Annotated in this window: 17 protein-coding genes; 12 read left to right on the forward strand and 5 right to left on the reverse strand. The window is 71.1% G+C overall.

Features of this window, described 5'->3' with window-relative positions:
- Positions 1-4 precede the first annotated feature (4 nt).
- Positions 5-1,672: an AAA family ATPase gene (locus BLS97_RS12790; protein ID WP_090476420.1), complete on the forward strand. Its 1,668-nt coding sequence runs from the start codon at positions 5-7 to the stop codon at positions 1,670-1,672.
- On the opposite strand, the gene BLS97_RS24225 is transcribed toward BLS97_RS12790, so the two are convergent.
- The gene (locus tag BLS97_RS24225) at positions 1,673-1,801 is read right to left on the reverse strand and encodes a hypothetical protein (RefSeq protein ID WP_269457439.1); all 129 of its coding nucleotides are present in this window, start codon (positions 1,799-1,801) and stop codon (positions 1,673-1,675) included.
- Positions 1,802-1,874: 73 nt separating this feature from the next.
- Here BLS97_RS24225 and BLS97_RS12795 point away from each other — a divergent pair, with 73 nt between their 5' ends.
- Genes BLS97_RS12795 through tsaE form a run of 7 tightly spaced genes read left to right on the forward strand, consistent with a single transcriptional unit; the run spans position 1,875 to position 9,402 of the window.
- On the forward strand, positions 1,875-2,843 hold the full coding sequence (locus tag BLS97_RS12795; protein WP_090476422.1) for a LysR family transcriptional regulator: 969 nt from the start codon (positions 1,875-1,877) through the stop codon (positions 2,841-2,843).
- Positions 2,844-2,882: 39 nt separating this feature from the next.
- A complete protein-coding gene (glmS, locus tag BLS97_RS12800; protein ID WP_090476424.1) occupies positions 2,883-4,751 on the forward strand; it encodes a glutamine--fructose-6-phosphate transaminase (isomerizing) in 1,869 nt (622 codons plus the stop codon).
- Positions 4,748-5,179, forward strand: coding sequence for a holo-ACP synthase (locus BLS97_RS12805; protein WP_231988083.1), 432 nt, complete (start codon positions 4,748-4,750; stop codon positions 5,177-5,179). Before glmS ends, BLS97_RS12805 begins: the two co-directional genes overlap by 4 nt.
- Positions 5,176-6,591, forward strand: coding sequence for an NAD(P)H-hydrate dehydratase (locus BLS97_RS12810; protein WP_090476427.1), 1,416 nt, complete (start codon positions 5,176-5,178; stop codon positions 6,589-6,591). Before BLS97_RS12805 ends, BLS97_RS12810 begins: the two co-directional genes overlap by 4 nt.
- A gap of 4 nt (positions 6,592-6,595) precedes the next feature.
- Positions 6,596-7,738: an alanine racemase gene (gene alr, locus BLS97_RS12815; protein ID WP_090476429.1), complete on the forward strand. Its 1,143-nt coding sequence runs from the start codon at positions 6,596-6,598 to the stop codon at positions 7,736-7,738.
- Positions 7,739-7,765: 27 nt separating this feature from the next.
- Positions 7,766-8,878, forward strand: a complete 1,113-nt coding sequence (locus BLS97_RS12820; RefSeq protein WP_157695386.1) for an alpha/beta fold hydrolase — start codon at positions 7,766-7,768, stop codon at positions 8,876-8,878.
- Positions 8,875-9,402, forward strand: a complete 528-nt coding sequence (gene tsaE, locus BLS97_RS12825; protein ID WP_090476433.1) for a tRNA (adenosine(37)-N6)-threonylcarbamoyltransferase complex ATPase subunit type 1 TsaE — start codon at positions 8,875-8,877, stop codon at positions 9,400-9,402. The genes BLS97_RS12820 and tsaE overlap by 4 nt, the downstream gene beginning before the upstream one ends.
- Here tsaE and BLS97_RS12830 read toward each other — a convergent pair.
- The 4 genes from BLS97_RS12830 to BLS97_RS12845 form a co-directional block, all read right to left on the reverse strand.
- Positions 9,373-9,564 carry a hypothetical protein gene (locus BLS97_RS12830; RefSeq protein ID WP_090476436.1) on the reverse strand — a complete coding sequence of 64 codons (192 nt, stop codon included), beginning with the start codon at positions 9,562-9,564 and terminating at the stop codon, positions 9,373-9,375. The two genes, tsaE and BLS97_RS12830, sit on opposite strands and share 30 nt — an antisense overlap.
- Positions 9,565-9,594: 30 nt before the next feature.
- Positions 9,595-9,861, reverse strand: coding sequence for a hypothetical protein (locus tag BLS97_RS12835; RefSeq protein WP_090476438.1), 267 nt, complete (start codon positions 9,859-9,861; stop codon positions 9,595-9,597).
- A gap of 72 nt (positions 9,862-9,933) precedes the next feature.
- Positions 9,934-10,410, reverse strand: coding sequence for a hypothetical protein (locus tag BLS97_RS12840; protein ID WP_090476440.1), 477 nt, complete (start codon positions 10,408-10,410; stop codon positions 9,934-9,936).
- 218 nt (positions 10,411-10,628) lie between these two features.
- The gene (locus BLS97_RS12845) at positions 10,629-11,657 is read right to left on the reverse strand and encodes a LacI family DNA-binding transcriptional regulator (protein ID WP_090476442.1); all 1,029 of its coding nucleotides are present in this window, start codon (positions 11,655-11,657) and stop codon (positions 10,629-10,631) included.
- A gap of 172 nt (positions 11,658-11,829) precedes the next feature.
- Here BLS97_RS12845 and tsaB point away from each other — a divergent pair, with 172 nt between their 5' ends.
- The 4 genes from tsaB to BLS97_RS12865 all read left to right on the forward strand — a co-directional run bounded on the left by tsaB (position 11,830) and on the right by BLS97_RS12865 (position 14,595).
- Entirely contained in the window at positions 11,830-12,549 is a 720-nt protein-coding gene (tsaB, locus tag BLS97_RS12850) for a tRNA (adenosine(37)-N6)-threonylcarbamoyltransferase complex dimerization subunit type 1 TsaB (RefSeq protein WP_090476443.1), read from the forward strand.
- Positions 12,546-13,010, forward strand: coding sequence for a ribosomal protein S18-alanine N-acetyltransferase (gene rimI, locus BLS97_RS12855; protein ID WP_090476445.1), 465 nt, complete (start codon positions 12,546-12,548; stop codon positions 13,008-13,010). Before tsaB ends, rimI begins: the two co-directional genes overlap by 4 nt.
- Positions 13,007-14,077 carry a tRNA (adenosine(37)-N6)-threonylcarbamoyltransferase complex transferase subunit TsaD gene (gene tsaD / locus BLS97_RS12860; protein ID WP_090476447.1) on the forward strand — a complete coding sequence of 357 codons (1,071 nt, stop codon included), beginning with the start codon at positions 13,007-13,009 and terminating at the stop codon, positions 14,075-14,077. The genes rimI and tsaD overlap by 4 nt, the downstream gene beginning before the upstream one ends.
- Before the next feature lie 80 nt (positions 14,078-14,157).
- Positions 14,158-14,595, forward strand: a complete 438-nt coding sequence (locus tag BLS97_RS12865) for a DUF4259 domain-containing protein (RefSeq protein ID WP_090476449.1) — start codon at positions 14,158-14,160, stop codon at positions 14,593-14,595.
- The last annotated feature ends 124 nt before the right edge of the window (positions 14,596-14,719 follow it).

Here is a 14,719-nt window from a genome sequence, read left to right on the forward strand (position 1 = left end):
CGGAATGGCACAGGATCCTTCGGGCGACAGCTTCGCCCGGACACTGCGACAGTTGATCATGGCCCGGTTCCCGCTGCTCTCGATCGGCACCGCCGAGGAGTCCAGGGCCATCCGTGAGATCGCATCGGTGGTCGGCGATCGGACGCAGTTGCTCCCGCAGCGTCAGGTCTACCGGTGGACCACCTCCGACGGATTCGCCGCGCTCGGTCAGATCGGCAACCCCGACACCCGGACCCCATTGGCCGCGCTGGCCGCCGCGAACGCCCTGACCACCCCCAGCGTGGTGGTGATGATCGACCTGCATCCGTGGCTCGGCACCAACAACCAACTGCCGGACACCCAGGTGGTGCGTGCCCTCAAGGACACCGCCCGGTTGTTCGCCGACGGGTCTGTGCCGCGAACCCTGGTCCTGCTGTCACCGACCCCGCGGATCCCGGCCGACCTGCAGGCCCTGGTGACGGTGGTCGAGTTCCCCCTGCCGAACGAGAGGCAGATCCGGCAGTTGCTGGACGACAAGATCAAGCTCAACACCGAGTCAAGGGCGCTCACCGTCGACGCGGACGACGAACTGCTCGAACGACTGGCCAAGGCCGCGCTCGGGCTCACCGCGTTCGAGGCCGACCAGGCCTTCGCCAAGGCGATGGTCGACGACAGCCACCTGTCGGCGAGGGATGTGGCCATCGTCCAGCAGGAGAAGGGCGAGATCGTCCGGAAGTCGGGGGTGCTGGAGTTGATCACCTCGACCGTGCAACTGGACGACGTCGGCGGCCTGGGCAACCTCAAGACGTGGCTGACCAAGCGCTCGGGATCCTGGCTGGACGAGGCCCGCCTCTACGGTTTGCCGGCCCCGAAGGGCGTTCTGGTGACCGGCGTCCCGGGTTGCGGGAAGTCGCTGACCGCGAAGGCCATGGCCAGTGCCTGGTCACTGCCGCTGATCCGGTTGGACATCGGCCGGATCTTCGGCGGCCTGGTCGGGGAGAGCGAGCAGAACATGCGCTCGGCCCTGCGTACGGCCGAAGCGGTGGCTCCGTGCGTGATGTGGATCGATGAGATCGAGAAGGGTTTCGCGGCCGGGGCGTCCGGTACCGGCGATTCCGGCACCTCGGCCCGGGTGTTCGGCACGTTCCTGACCTGGATGCAGGAGAAGACGTCGTCGGTGTTCGTCATGGCCACGGCCAACAACATCTCGCTGCTGCCGCCGGAGTTCCTGCGCAAGGGGCGATTCGATGAGATCTTCTTCATCGACCTGCCGACCACGAGCGAGCGCAGGATGATCTTCTCGCTGCACATCGGCGCCCGGCTGAAGGCCGGCCCGGCGCTCGGCGACCTGGCGGTGGACGACGCCCTGACCGGTGCCCTGGCCGACCTGACCGAGGGGTACTCCGGAGCCGAGATCGAGCAGGCCGTCATCTCGGCCTGCTTCGACGCGTTCGACGGCCGACGCGCGCTGACGGCGGAGGATCTGCAGCGGGCCATCGCCAACACCGTGCCGCTGTCGGTGACCCAGGCCGAACAGATCGCCGCCCTGCGGGCCTGGGCCGACGTGCGCGCGGTGGCCGCCTCGGCGCCCGAGGACCGCGCCGGCTACCGGACGCAGACCGTTGAGTCGGTGGTGCCGCGGGCCGACCCCGACGCGGTCAGGGCGCGCGGAGGCCGGGTGGTCGAGACCTGATCAGAGCCGGGGCCGCGGGCGCATGAGCGCGCCGAGGGACCAGTCACCCGCCTCACGGGTGTCGGCGCCGAACCGGGTGGCGCCGAGGGCGAGGACAGTGAGCGCGAGAAGGACGAACAAGAGGGCCATGCACCCAAATGTCCGCCGATCCATAGCCCGCGTCCATCTGTTTGTTCTTGGGTATTCCCGTAAGATCCTCTGCATGATCGATCTGCGTCGCCTGGAGATCCTGCGCGAACTGGACCGCTGCGGGACCATCGCCGCCACCGCCGAGGTGGTCCACCTGACACCGTCGGCCGTGTCCCAGCAGCTGGCCGCGTTGTCGCGGGAGGCCGGCACCCCGATGCTGGAACCGGACGGGCGCCGGGTGCGCCTGACGGCGGCCGCCCAACTCCTGCTCCGACACGCCCACGAGGTGTTCACCCACCTCGAGCACGCCGAATCGGATCTGGCCGCGTTCCGGCGGGGTGACGCCGGGGTGGTCCGACTCGGAGCGTTCCCGACGGCCATCCGCGGTATCGCCGTGCCGGTGCTGAACCAGCTCCGTTCCAGCCGGCTCGAGGTACAGATCCGCGAGGTCCAGCCGGAGCACACGGTGGACGCGCTGCTGAGCCGATCGGTCGACCTCGCCGTCACCCTGACCGGCGGCAGCGAGGTACTCGGCGCCGACGACCCGCGTCTGACCGACGAGCATCTGATCGACGACGTGATGGACGTCGCCCTTCCGCTGGATCATCGGCTGGCCGGTGAGACATCGATCGACCTGGCCGACCTGGCCGACGACGACTGGATCACCCACATGGCCGGGGTCCCGTGCTGGGCCGCCATGCGCACCGCATGTGCCCGGGCCGGGTTCGTCCCGCGTTCCCGGCACAGCGCCGACGACTTCACCGGGGCGGTGGCGCTGGTCGGGACCGGCGCCGGCATCTGCCTGCTGCCCCGGTTGGCCCAGGGGCCGTTCAGCAGTGACCCGGTGGTCGTCATCCCGGTGGCCGGCGAACCGCCCCTGCGCCGGATCGCCGTGCAGTACCGCGCCGGGACCCACGACCAGCCGCACATCGCCCCGGTGCTCACCGCCCTGCGGGCCGTGGCCGCCGCCCATGCCGCCGCTGCCCCGCTCGCCGCGGCCGTTCCGCGACCGTCGCAGGTCAGGATGCCCGTCCGCGCGTGAGCGCCCCGGAGCGGCCCGGCGGGAGATAGCCTGGGGCCCATGTGTGGAATCGTCGGTTACACCGGTCCCCGTCAGGCGCTTCCGTTGATTCTCGAAGGTCTGGGGCGGTTGGAGTACCGCGGGTACGACTCCGCGGGCGTGGCCGTGCTGGACGGATCGGGTGTGCTGCACACGGCGAAGAAGGCCGGCGTGCTGTCCAACCTGGAGACCTACATCGATTCCGGGGCGATCGCCCTCGAGGGAACCACGGGCATGGGGCACACCCGCTGGGCGACCCACGGCGGCCCCACCGATCGCAATGCCCACCCGCACACCGACACCTCCGGGAAGACGGCCGTCATCCACAACGGCATCATCGAGAACTTCCCGGTGCTGCGGGCCGAACTGGAACACTCCGGCATCGAGCTGACCAGTGACACCGACACCGAGGTGGTGGCCCACCTGCTCGGGGCGGCCTTCGCCGCCGGCCCGACCGCCGGCGACCTGCCGGCATCGATGGCCGTCGTCTGCCGTCGTCTGGAGGGCGCGTTCACTCTGGTCGCCGCGCATGCCGACGTCCCGGACACGCTCGTCGCCGCGCGCCGCAACTCGCCGTTGGTGATCGGGGTCGGGCAGGGCGAGATGTTCGTCGCCTCCGACGTCGCTGCGTTCATCTCGCACACCCGGGACGCCATCGAGCTCGGCCAGGACCAGATGGTCGTGATCACCCCGACCAGCTGGGAGGTCACCTCGTTCCGTCCGGGGGAGTCGGCCACCACCGACTACCGGCCGTTCCGGGTCGACTGGGACCTGGCCGCCGCCGAGAAGGGCGGCCACGAATTCTTCATGGACAAGGAGATCCAGGAGCAGCCGCAGGCGGTCGAGGACACGCTCCGCGGTCATTTCGACGGGACCCGGATCGTCCTGGACGAACAGCGACTCGGCGAGGACGAGCTGCGCACCATCGACAAGGTGTTCGTCGTCGCCTGCGGATCCTCCTACCACTCCGGCCTGGTCGCCAAGTACGCCATCGAGCACTGGACCCGGCTGCCCGTCGAGGTCGAGCTGGCCAGCGAGTTCCGTTACCGCGACCCGGTTCTCGACCGGGACACGCTGGTGGTCGCCATCACCCAGTCCGGCGAGACGGCCGACGTGCTGGAGGCGGTCCGGCACGCCCGCCGCCAGCGGGCCCGCGTGCTGGCCGTCTGCAACACCAACGGTTCGCAGATCCCACGGGAGTCCGACGCCGTGGTCTACACCCACGCCGGTCCCGAGGTCGGGGTGGCCTCGACCAAATGCTTCCTGGCCCAGATCACGGCCAACCTGCTCGTCGGCCTGGCCCTGGCCCAGGCCCGCGGCACCAAGTACGCCGACGAGGTGGCCCGGGAGTACGAGGCGCTCCTGGAGATGCCGGCCGCCGTCGCCGAGACGCTCACCCTGATGGATCCGGTCCGCCAGTTGGGCCGGGACATCGCCGACTCCAAGGCGGTGCTGTTCCTGGGCCGGCACGTCGGCTTCCCGGTCGCTCTCGAAGGGGCGTTGAAGCTCAAGGAGTTGGCCTACATGCACGCCGAGGGCTTCGCCGCGGGCGAGCTCAAGCACGGCCCGATCGCCCTCGTCGAGGACGGCCTGCCGGTGGTCGTGGTGACCCCGTCGCCCAAGTCGCAGCCGTTGCTGCACAGCAAGTTGCTCTCCAACATCCGGGAGATCCAGGCTCGCGGGGCCCGCACCATCGTCATCGGGGAGGAGGGCGACGAAACCATCGCGCCGTTCGCGGACACCCTGATCGAGCTGCCCCGGGTTCCGGCCCTGCTGCAACCGCTGGTGGCCACCGTGCCGTTGCAGATCCTGGCGGCCGAGATCGCCCGGACCCGCGGTTACGACATCGACAAGCCCCGCAACCTGGCCAAGTCGGTCACCGTCGAATGATCCCGCCCTTGGGCGCGGCGACGGGCGAGATGTCCGTGCCCGGCGGTCACCTCGTCATCGGGGTCGGCATCGATGTGGTTGCGGTGGACCGGTTCGCCGAAACCCTGCGCCGCACGCCGAGCCTGGCGCGACGGCTGTTCGCCCCGGACGAGCTCATCACCGTCTCCGGCTCTCCGCGGCGTCCGGTGTCGCTGGCCGGGCGGTTCGCGGTGAAGGAGGCGGTGGCCAAGGCCCTCGGCGTGCCGCGCGGCATGGAATGGCACGATTGCACCGTCCGCTCGGAGGATTCCGGGCGGCCGGTCCTGGTGGTCACCGGCACCGTGCAGGCGGCCGCCGCGGAACTCGGGGTCACCGAGTGGCGCCTGTCGCTGTCCCACGACGCCGGTATCGCCGCCGCGGTCGTCCTCGCGTTGGGAGTGAGCTCATGATCGGCGCGTACTCGGTGCGGCAGATCCGCGCCGCGGAGGCCCTGGCGCTGCAGGGCGATCGGGATGACGCCGTGATGAAACGAGCGGCCTACGCGGTGGCCGCCGTGGTTCTGGATCGGGTCGAACCGGTGGTCGGGGCACGGGTGGTGCTCCTGGTCGGTCCGGGCAACAACGGTGGCGATGCCCTGTTCGCCGGAGCCGTGCTGCGCAGGCGCGGGATGTCGGTCACCGCTGTGCTTCTGGACCCCGATCGTGCGCACCCGTCCGGTCTGCGGGCCCTGACCCGATCCGGCGGACGGGCCGTTCCGATGTCGGACCCATCGGTGGACGACCTGATCGCCTCGGCCCAGGTGCTGATCGACGGCCTGCTCGGTCTGGCCGCGAGCCCGCCCATGCGCCCGCCGATGGCCGCGCTGGTGCGCAAGGCCAACGCGGCCAGGGCGTTCAAGGTCGCGGTGGACCTGCCGACCGGCATAGACCCGGACTCCGGACGCGGCGACGGCTCGTTCGTCGCCGACGTGACGGTGACCTTCGGCGGGATGAAGACATCCCTGCTGGTCGCGGCTTCGGCGGCCGGCGAGGTCACCGTCGACGATCTCGGATTCGAACCCGCCGGTGCGCACACCTTCACCCTCACCGACCTGGACGTCCGGGCACTGCTGCCCGATCCGCGCCCGGACGGCGACAAGTTCACCCAGGGGGTGCCCGGCATCGTGGCCGGCTCCCGTCAGTACCCGGGCGCGGCGATGCTGTGCGTCGGGGGTGCCGTGAGCACCCGGCCCGGCATGGTCCGGTACGCCGGGCCGCAGGCCCAGGCCGTCGTCAACCGATGGCCCGAAGTGGTGGCCGCCGACGATCCGGCCGAGGCCGGGGCGGTCCAGGCCTGGGTGGCCGGTCCCGGAATGGGTACGGACGAGGGATCCCAGGCCTTGCTCCGTCACGTCATGGCGTTCGACGGCCCGGTCCTGGTGGATGCCGACGGGCTGACCATGCTGGCCCGGACCATGTCGCAGTTGGAGGCCCGTCGCGGTCGGGTCACGGTCCTCACCCCGCACGGCCGCGAGTTCGCGCGGTTGTTCCCCGATCTCGACCCGTCCGACCGTCTGGCTTCGGTCCGAGCGGCCGCGGCCCGCTCCGGCGCGATCGTGCTGCTGAAAGGAAGCCGGACCCTCGTCGCGGATCCCGACGGACGGGTCGCGGTCAACACCACCGGCACCTCCTGGCTGGCCAGCGCCGGGTCCGGTGACGTGCTGTCCGGCATCATCGGATCTCTGCTGGCCGCAGGCGTGCCGGCCTGGCAAGCGGCTGCGGCCGGCGCGCACCTGCACGGCCGGGCCGGCGAGCGGGCCGCAGCCGATCGCGCCGTCGGGGCGACCGAGCTGTGGAGTCGCATCCGGGTGCCGGGTTTCTGACGCCATGGACAACATCCGAGCCGAGGCCGTGATCGACCTCGACGCCGTGCGACACAACGTGCAGGTGCTGTTGGCCGCCGCGCGCCGGACCAATCCGGCGGCCGCGCTGATGGCTGTGGTCAAGGCCGACGGCTACGGCCACGGGGCCGTCCCGGTGGCCAGGGCCGCGCGCGAGGCCGGGGCCACCGCGCTCGGTGTGGCCACTCCGGGCGAGGCGGTGGCCCTGATCGAGGCCGGGATCGTCTCGACCCCGGAGCAGCCGATCGTGGCCTGGCTGTGGGTGCCCGACGAGGACATCCGTCCCGCACTGACCGCCGGGGTACAACTGGCGATCTCCTCGCGGGCGCACCTGGACGCCGTGCTGCAGGCGGCCCGGTCCCAGGTGGCGGTCCACCTCAAGATCGACACCGGGCTGGGTCGCGGCGGCGCCACGCCGGCCGACTTCGCCGAGCTGACGCGGCTGGCCGCCCGGGCCGAGCAGGACGGACGGGTGCGGGTGGTCGGCTTGATGAGCCACCTCGCCTGCGCCGACGAGCCGGATGATCAATCGGTGCCGGAGCAGATCGCCCGGTTCGACCGGGCCGCCGCCGAGGCCGGAGCCGCTGGTCTGACCCCGGCGTGGCGTCATCTGGCGAACACCCCGGGCACGTTGGCCTGGCCCGGTGCGACCTACGACCTGGTGCGGTGCGGGATCGGGGTCTACGGGATCAGCCCGTTCGACGTACCGGTTCCCGGGCTCGTCCCGGCCATGACGCTGCGGGCCCGGGTCGCCCTGACCAAACGGGTCCCGGCCGGCCAGGGGGTCAGCTACGGGCTGCGGTACCGGACCACGGCCGAGACCACGCTGGCGTTGGTCCCGGTCGGATACGCGGACGGGATCCCTCGGACGGCCGCCGGCGCACAGGTGTTCCTGGCCGGAAGCCGCCGCCCGATCGCCGGGCGGATCGCGATGGACCAGTTCGTCGTCGACTGTGGTGACGACCAGGTGGCGCCGGGCGACGAGGTGCTGATCTTCGGCACGGGGGAGCGCGGCGAGCCGACGGCCGCCGACTGGGCGGGGGCCGACGCCACCATCGGCTACGAGATCGTCACCAGAATCGGTCCACGGATACCACGCCGGTATGTTGGAAGATCTGCCGCCGAATGACCGCGGTCCGCTGAACGAAGGATCCACGTGAGCACCTGGGGCAAGATCATCGGCGCGGCGTCGATCACCACCGGGGTGGTCGCCGCGGCCGCTCTCGGTGGCGTCACCGCCCAGCGGCGGGCCATCCGCAAGTACCGGGCGTCGGACGGCGCCGACGCCGGCTACGACGCGCTGGCCGCCGATCGGACCTATTCGGTGCTGGCCGACGACGGCGTCGTTCTGCACATCGAAGAGGTGGGTCCGGAGTCCGCCCCGCTCACGGTCATCTTCGGCCACGGCTGGACCCTCCGCTCCGGGTCCTGGCACTACCAGCGAATCGGTCTGGGCGGCAAGGGGTTCGGCACCGGCGGCGACGGACCGGCGATTCGGATGGTCTTCTACGACCAGCGCAGCCACGGCCGATCGTCGCGGGCCGGCGAGGGCCACTCGACCATGAAGGATCTGGCCGGCGACCTGGCCGCGGTGATCGCCACCGCCGCCCCGACGGGGCCGGTCGTGCTGATCGGGCACTCGATGGGTGGCATGGCGCTGCTGACGTTGGCCGGCCTGCGACCGGACCTGTTCGCCGAACGGGTGGCCGGCGTCGGGCTGGTGGCGACGTCCTCGCGTGAGTTGTCCGGCCCCCAGGTGGCCCGCAGCCTGATGTCCAGCAACAGCGTGGCCCTCAAGCTCGCCGGCTACGCCGCCTCGCGCTACCCGAAGCTGGTTGAACGGGGTCGGGCCAGCAGTCGCGACGCGGTCTGGTTGCTGACCCGGGCCCTCGGGTTCGCGCAGAAGGATGTCCCCGGCGAACTGGTCGACTATCTGGACGAGATGATCTCCGGCACGCCGGTCAACGTCATCGCCGAGTTCGTACCGGCGTTGATGTCACTCGACCAGACGGCGTCCCTGACCACGCTGGTCGACCTGCCGGTGGTGATCATCTGCGGCGACGCCGACCTCCAGACGCCGTTGTCGCGGTCGCTGGCCATCGCCGACGCACTGCCGAACGCCGAGTTGGTGGTCATCCCAGGCACCGGTCACATGGTGATCATGGAGCGGCCGGACGAGGTCAACGCTGCATTGCGCCGGCTCCTGGTCCGGGCCATGGACCACGTGCAGACGGCGACCCGGAACGCATCGGGGCGTCGGTCGGGATGAACGGAGAGTCAACCGAGGTGGCGGTCGACGTGCGATCGACGGAAGGAACGACGGTCCGACTGGACACACTGGAGGACACCCTGCGATTCGGTCGGAGCCTCGGTGCGATGCTCCGCGCCGGAGATCTGGTGATCCTGTCCGGTTCGCTCGGTGCGGGCAAGACCGCGCTGACCAAGGGGATCGGGGCCGGGATGGGTGTCACCGGGACGATCGCGTCGCCGACCTTCGTCCTGGTCCGGGTCCACCCGGCCGGCCCGGACGGAGTCCAGCTGGTGCACGTGGATGCCTACCGGTTGGCCGGAGCGGTCGAATTGGACGACCTCGACCTGGACACCGACCTCACCGCGTCGGCCGTGGTCATCGAGTGGGGCGAGGGCGTGGCCGAACAGCTGGCCGACGCGCGTCTGACGATCCATCTCGACCGGCGACCGGACGACACGCGGCTGGCCACTCTGACCGCCGTGGGCGACGACTGGACGCCGAGGATGGCGGCCCTATCGGCGGCCGACTCGCAGTCCGACTGACAGCAGCGCCGCTCCGACCACCGCGATGACCGCGCCGGCGTAGATCCAGAAGTGGTCGTCGGTCATGGGACTGCCGTGGACCACCCCGGAGCCCTGGAGCAGGAACAGCAGCCCGAGGACCAGAATCAGTCCGCCCAGTCCGATCAGCAGATTTCGTCTCATGATGAGGCCAGCGTAGGCGTCGGACGACGGTCAGAGAATCACCGATCCGGTCCGGCGTGTGGTCAGGGTGATGGTCGACGGGGGGGTCGAGCTGGCGTTGGACTCGGCGATCGCGCTGTGCGGTGGTGCGGCCGCGGCGGCGGTCGAGGTGGCCGGGGCGGCGAGGATCAGGGCGCCGGCCGCGAGACCGGCGGTGACCAGGCCGCGGATGCGTCCGAAGGTCCGGGTCCGGGTGGCCGGTGGGGCCGCGGCAGTGGTCGAGCGGAGCAGGTCCTGGGTGATCTCGTATGCGGTCATGGGAAGCAATCTCGCGGACCGACCAAGGTCAATCCTTTGCTGTCCCTGAACGCTTCCTGTGAACGATCGACGTCAGGCGTTTCCCAGGGCATCGACCACGGAGGAGCGCTGGAGCCGGATGCGTCCGTCGGGCTCGGCCCGAGGCCGGTCGCTCGGCGCCACCGCGTAGTAGAAAACCACCCAGCCGTCGTACCCCTCCTCGTCCGGACCTCCCTGGCGGTGGTAGCGGGTCTCGCCCGCCATTCCGATGCCGATGTAGATCCGCCGTCGTACGGTCGATCGCCCGACCGTCCAGGTCAGTTCGACGCAATCCCCGATCACTGGACGTTGCCGCTCACCGCTGTACGGATGCAGCCACCACCGCACTGCGGGGTCACCCGGGCGGCCACCGCCGCTGCATCGAAACGTGAGCCGGTCGCCCTCGTGAACGATCGCTCCGGTCTCGACCGTCGTTCCCAGGCGCGGATATAACGAGGTGGCCGCGCCATGACGGTCGGACACGTACTTGATCGACGGGAACTTCCTCCCGTAGACGTCAGTGTTGGCCATCTCGACCCTCCTCCGGACGCCGGTGTGCCGGTGGCGTCGATCCGCCGGCGGCAGGAGTCGGATCCGCCGTCTCGGGCGCCACCGTTGGGCCCTTCCCGCCCGTTCCAGCGTAACGCCGTAAGGCCGCACTGTCGCAAAATTCTGCGCTTGTCTCGATGCCGGCAAACCGGCCTTGATCTGGCTCTTCGGTGCCCGGCGGTGCCCCGGGCACCGTTGGTTCAGTTCCGGGCGGGGGTGCTCGCCCGTACGACGACCTCACCGACGACCGTGAAGGCCAACGGCTCCTGGCCGGCGACCTGATCCAGCGCCAGCTCCAGCGCGCGGCGGCCGAGGTGCACGAGGGGGAGCCGCACGGTGGTGAGTGGCGGCTGCACGTCCCGCAGGGTGGCGATGTCGTCGAAGCCGGCCAACGCCATGTCCTGCGGGACCTGGAATCCCTGCTCGCGCAGGGCCGCCATGGCCCCGACGGCCATCACGTCGTTGACCGCGAACACCGCTTCCACGTCGACCTCGCGGTCGAGCAGTTCGGTCATCGCCACGTAGCCACCGTCGCGGGTCAGCTGGGTCGCGATGACGTTCTCGTCCGGCAGTTCGTGTCCGCAGTCGGCCAGGCCCTCGCGGAAGCCGGCCAAGCGGTCCTCGCTGGTCAACAACGACTCGGGCCCGGCCAGGACGGCGAACGACCGGTAGCCAAGGCTCCACAGCACCCGGGCCAGACGCCGGGCCCCACCCGTGTTGTCCAGCACCAGGGTGTTGACCGGCAACGCCTTCTGGCCGATCGCCGAGACGTGCCCCCCGGCCGCGGTGATCCCCGCCACCTCGGAGGCCAGTCGCTCGTACCCGTTCTCGTCGGCGAACCGCGAACCGGCCAGGATGACCGCGCGCGCTCGCTGGCGCCGCAGGGCCTCCACGTGACGGATCTCGGTCTGCGGATCCCACATGGTGGAGGCGATGGTGACGATCAGGTCCCGCTCGGCGGCCACGGCCATCACCCCGGACGCGATGGCCGCGGCGAACGGATCGGCGATGTCGTGCACGATCAGCCCGACGGTCGTGGTGGTCCCGCGGACCATGGCCTGCGCGTTGGCGTTGGGGGAGTAGTTCAGATCGGCGGCCGCCTTGAGCACCTTGGCCTTCAGGTCGGCCCCCACCGTGCGGCCGGCTGCGCCCGACAGCGCCCTCGAGGCCGTGGCCAGCGACACGCCGGCCGCGCGCGCCACATCGGCGAGGGTCACCAGTTCGGCCACGAGCGGGTCCGTCCTCTCCGTGCGCGACGTCACGACTTGTGCAAGACACTAGAGCTTCCACGGTCGCCCGCACGCCGGTCCCGCGTTCGGCCGGGTCAGGATGTATGCCCTGGCCCTGCCGTCCCGGCCCGCAGGAATCCGCGCCGGTCCCGGGCGCCCCTAGAATCGACCGGTGCTGCTGCTCGCCATCGATACCTCGACGCCCACCGTGATCGCCGGAGTGGTGTCGCTGCTGCGCCCCCACGAACTGATCGGCGAGCAGCCACCAGCGCCGGTCGCGGTCGCCGCGGAGCGCACCGTGACCGGCGGCTTCGCTCACGCCGAACAACTGATGCCGCTGGTCGCGGCCGCGCTGGCCGAGGCCGGACACACCTTGAAGGACCTCGACGCGGTGGTGGTCGGGCTGGGCCCCGGTCCGTTCACCGGCCTGCGGGTCGGCATCGCCACCGCGCAGGCCCTCGGGGATGCGCTGGACATCCCGGTGCACGGTGTCGGTTCGCACGACGCCCTGGCTCGTACGTACCTTCTCGACGGCCCGGTGGACGGCGACTTCCTGGTCGTCACCGATGCCCGGCGCCGCGAGGTCTACCTGTCGGCGTATTCGGCCCAGGGTGCCCGCCGGTTCGGTCCGGCGCCGATCGCGCCGGCCGCCGCACCCGCGGCCCTGAAGGCAGCCGCCGTCGCGCCGACCGCGATGATCGGGGCCGGTACCGGCCTGCTGGTCGACGGTCCCCCGGCGGCCCCGGTGGCCGGCCGGCTCTCGGCCGGTCTGGTCCTCGCGGCCGCGGTTGCGCTGGTCACCGGGGTGGTCCCCGGCCCGTTGACGCCGCTGTACCTGCGCCGGCCGGACGCCACCGAACCGGGGGTCCGCAAGTCGGTGCTCGGGCCATGACGGACCTGTTGACCCTGCGGGCCATGCGGTGGTGGGACATCGAACAGATCGCCCAGCTGGAGCAGGAACTGTTTCCCACCGATTCGCCGTGGACCGCCGCCATGTTCTGGTCCGAGATGGCTGCCGGCCACCACTACAGCGTCATCGCCGCCGCCGACGGGACGGTGCTCGGCTACGCGGGCCTGGCCCGTTCGGCCGAGGAGGCCGAGGTGCAGACCATCGGGGTGCGCCCCGGAATGCAGGGCCACGGATTCGGCCGGCGGTTGCTCGACGACCTGATCGCCGCGGCCGGAGATCGCCGGATCCTGCTCGACGTCCGCACCGACAACACTCCGGCGATCAGCCTCTACGAATCCTCCGGATTCGCCCGGATAGGCCTGCGCCGGCGGTACTACCAGCCGAGCGGCGCCGACGCCTACACGATGGAGAAGCCCACGCCCGACCGCGAAGGACAGACATGACGGACATCGTTCAACTGGGCCCAGGGGCCGTGATCCTGGGCATCGAGTCCTCGTGCGACGAGACCGGGGCCGGCTTGGTCCGCCTCACCGACGGGGGCCCGGAACTCCTCGGCCACGAACTGGCGTCCAGCTCCGACCAGCACGCCCGGTTCGGCGGGGTGGTCCCCGAGATCGCTTCCCGGGCCCACCTGGAGGCGATGACGCACACGGTCCGGACCGCGTTCGTCAAGAGCGGGGTGAAGCCGGGGGAGATCGATGCCATCGCCGTCACCAGCGGCCCGGGTCTGGCCGGCGCACTGCTGGTCGGGGTGGCCGCGGCCAAGGCGTACGCGGCGGCCTGGGAGGTGCCCCTGTTCGGGGTCAACCACCTGGCCGGGCACGTCGCGGCAGACACCCTCGAGCACGGTCTGCTGCCGAAACCCGCTCTGGCCCTGCTGGTCTCGGGTGGACACACCCAGCTGCTGCGCATCGACGACCTGGCCGGAGGGATCACCGAGATCGGCACCACGGTGGACGACGCGGCCGGTGAGGCCTACGACAAGGTGGCGCGGTTGCTGGGCCTCGGCTACCCCGGCGGGCCGATCATCGACCAGCTCGCGGCGACCGGGGACCCGACGGCGATCCGCTTCCCAAGAGGGCTGACCGGTCCGCAGGACTCGCGGTACGACTTCTCCTTCTCCGGCCTCAAGACGTCCGTGGCCCGTTTCGTAGAGGGCATCGAACGGACCGGTGGCACCGTGCCGGTGGAGGACGTGTGCGCCTCGTTCCAGGAGGCCGTGGCCGACGTGCTGACGGCCAAGACCGTCCGGGCGGCAACCGATCTGGGGATCGGCACGGTGGTCATCGCCGGCGGCGTCGCCGCCAACGGCCGGCTGCGGGGCCTGGCCGCCGACCGGTGTGCCGCGGTCGGCGTCCATCTGCGGATTCCGCGGCCAGGGCTGTGCACCGACAACGGAGCCATGATCGCCGCGGTCGGCGCGCACGTGGTCACCGCCGGTGCTCGCCCGTCGAGCCCGTTCCTGACCGGCAATCCGGCGATGTCCGTCTCGGCCGTGCTGGCCGCCTGACCGGCGGCGTCCTGAGCGGGCCATGGTGACGGCGACCGGCCGGCCCGGCGGCCGATTTCGGTTGGCGGCATACTGCTGGGATGGGAGCAACGGGAACCGGAATCTTCGAGAACGACGATGCGCTTGCCTTCCTCGGCCAGTTGCGGGACGCCGACCCGAAGGCGGTGGGCGACATGGTGTCCGGCGCGCTGCGGGCCGTTGCCCAGTCCGAGGACGGGTTGGAGCCGGCCGAGGTCAGCCGGGCCCTGGTCGCCCTGGCCCTGCTGCTGTCGGCCTTCGAACCCGACGTGCTGGGCACCGCGCCCGACTCGACCGACCTGCTCGCCTGGTTCGCCGACCTCGAGATCGAGTTGAACCCGGCCCGCCGCCAGGTGGCCACTGGGGCCGTCAACCGGATCGTGCTGGTGGACGACAACGAGTGGATCGGGCAGTGGACCGGCACCGGCCAGCTGGCGGAGGCCCTGGCCCCGGTCTACCGGCTCCGTGACGTGCTGGCCGACTCGGCCTCCGACGAATAGGCTCCCCGCCGTCGGGGATCGCCCGACCGCCCGGTTTTCCGCCTCCGAGCGGCTGAACTGTCGGCCGCGCGCGCCCGTCGAGGCGCCCACCGGCAACAAACATCGACCCCCGGGTTGAGCCCTG

Source organism: Nakamurella panacisegetis (assembly GCF_900104535.1).
Lineage (GTDB): Bacteria > Actinomycetota > Actinomycetes > Mycobacteriales > Nakamurellaceae > Nakamurella > Nakamurella panacisegetis.

What these genes read in the sequence shown, in the direction of transcription:
- BLS97_RS12790 (WP_090476420.1), top strand. Translation starts at nt 5, where the DNA reads ATGGCACAGGATCCTTCGGGCGACAGCTTCGCCCGGACACTGCGACAG.
- BLS97_RS24225 (WP_269457439.1), bottom strand. Translation starts at nt 1,801, where the DNA reads ATGGCCCTCTTGTTCGTCCTTCTCGCGCTCACTGTCCTCGCCCTCGGC.
- BLS97_RS12795 (WP_090476422.1), top strand. Translation starts at nt 1,875, where the DNA reads ATGATCGATCTGCGTCGCCTGGAGATCCTGCGCGAACTGGACCGCTGC.
- glmS (WP_090476424.1), top strand. Translation starts at nt 2,883, where the DNA reads ATGTGTGGAATCGTCGGTTACACCGGTCCCCGTCAGGCGCTTCCGTTG.
- BLS97_RS12805 (WP_231988083.1), top strand. Translation starts at nt 4,748, where the DNA reads ATGATCCCGCCCTTGGGCGCGGCGACGGGCGAGATGTCCGTGCCCGGC.
- BLS97_RS12810 (WP_090476427.1), top strand. Translation starts at nt 5,176, where the DNA reads ATGATCGGCGCGTACTCGGTGCGGCAGATCCGCGCCGCGGAGGCCCTG.
- alr (WP_090476429.1), top strand. Translation starts at nt 6,596, where the DNA reads ATGGACAACATCCGAGCCGAGGCCGTGATCGACCTCGACGCCGTGCGA.
- tsaE (WP_090476433.1), top strand. Translation starts at nt 8,875, where the DNA reads ATGAACGGAGAGTCAACCGAGGTGGCGGTCGACGTGCGATCGACGGAA.
- BLS97_RS12830 (WP_090476436.1), bottom strand. Translation starts at nt 9,564, where the DNA reads ATGAGACGAAATCTGCTGATCGGACTGGGCGGACTGATTCTGGTCCTC.
- BLS97_RS12835 (WP_090476438.1), bottom strand. Translation starts at nt 9,861, where the DNA reads ATGACCGCATACGAGATCACCCAGGACCTGCTCCGCTCGACCACTGCC.
- BLS97_RS12840 (WP_090476440.1), bottom strand. Translation starts at nt 10,410, where the DNA reads ATGGCCAACACTGACGTCTACGGGAGGAAGTTCCCGTCGATCAAGTAC.
- rimI (WP_090476445.1), top strand. Translation starts at nt 12,546, where the DNA reads ATGACGGACCTGTTGACCCTGCGGGCCATGCGGTGGTGGGACATCGAA.
- tsaD (WP_090476447.1), top strand. Translation starts at nt 13,007, where the DNA reads ATGACGGACATCGTTCAACTGGGCCCAGGGGCCGTGATCCTGGGCATC.
- BLS97_RS12865 (WP_090476449.1), top strand. Translation starts at nt 14,158, where the DNA reads ATGGGAGCAACGGGAACCGGAATCTTCGAGAACGACGATGCGCTTGCC.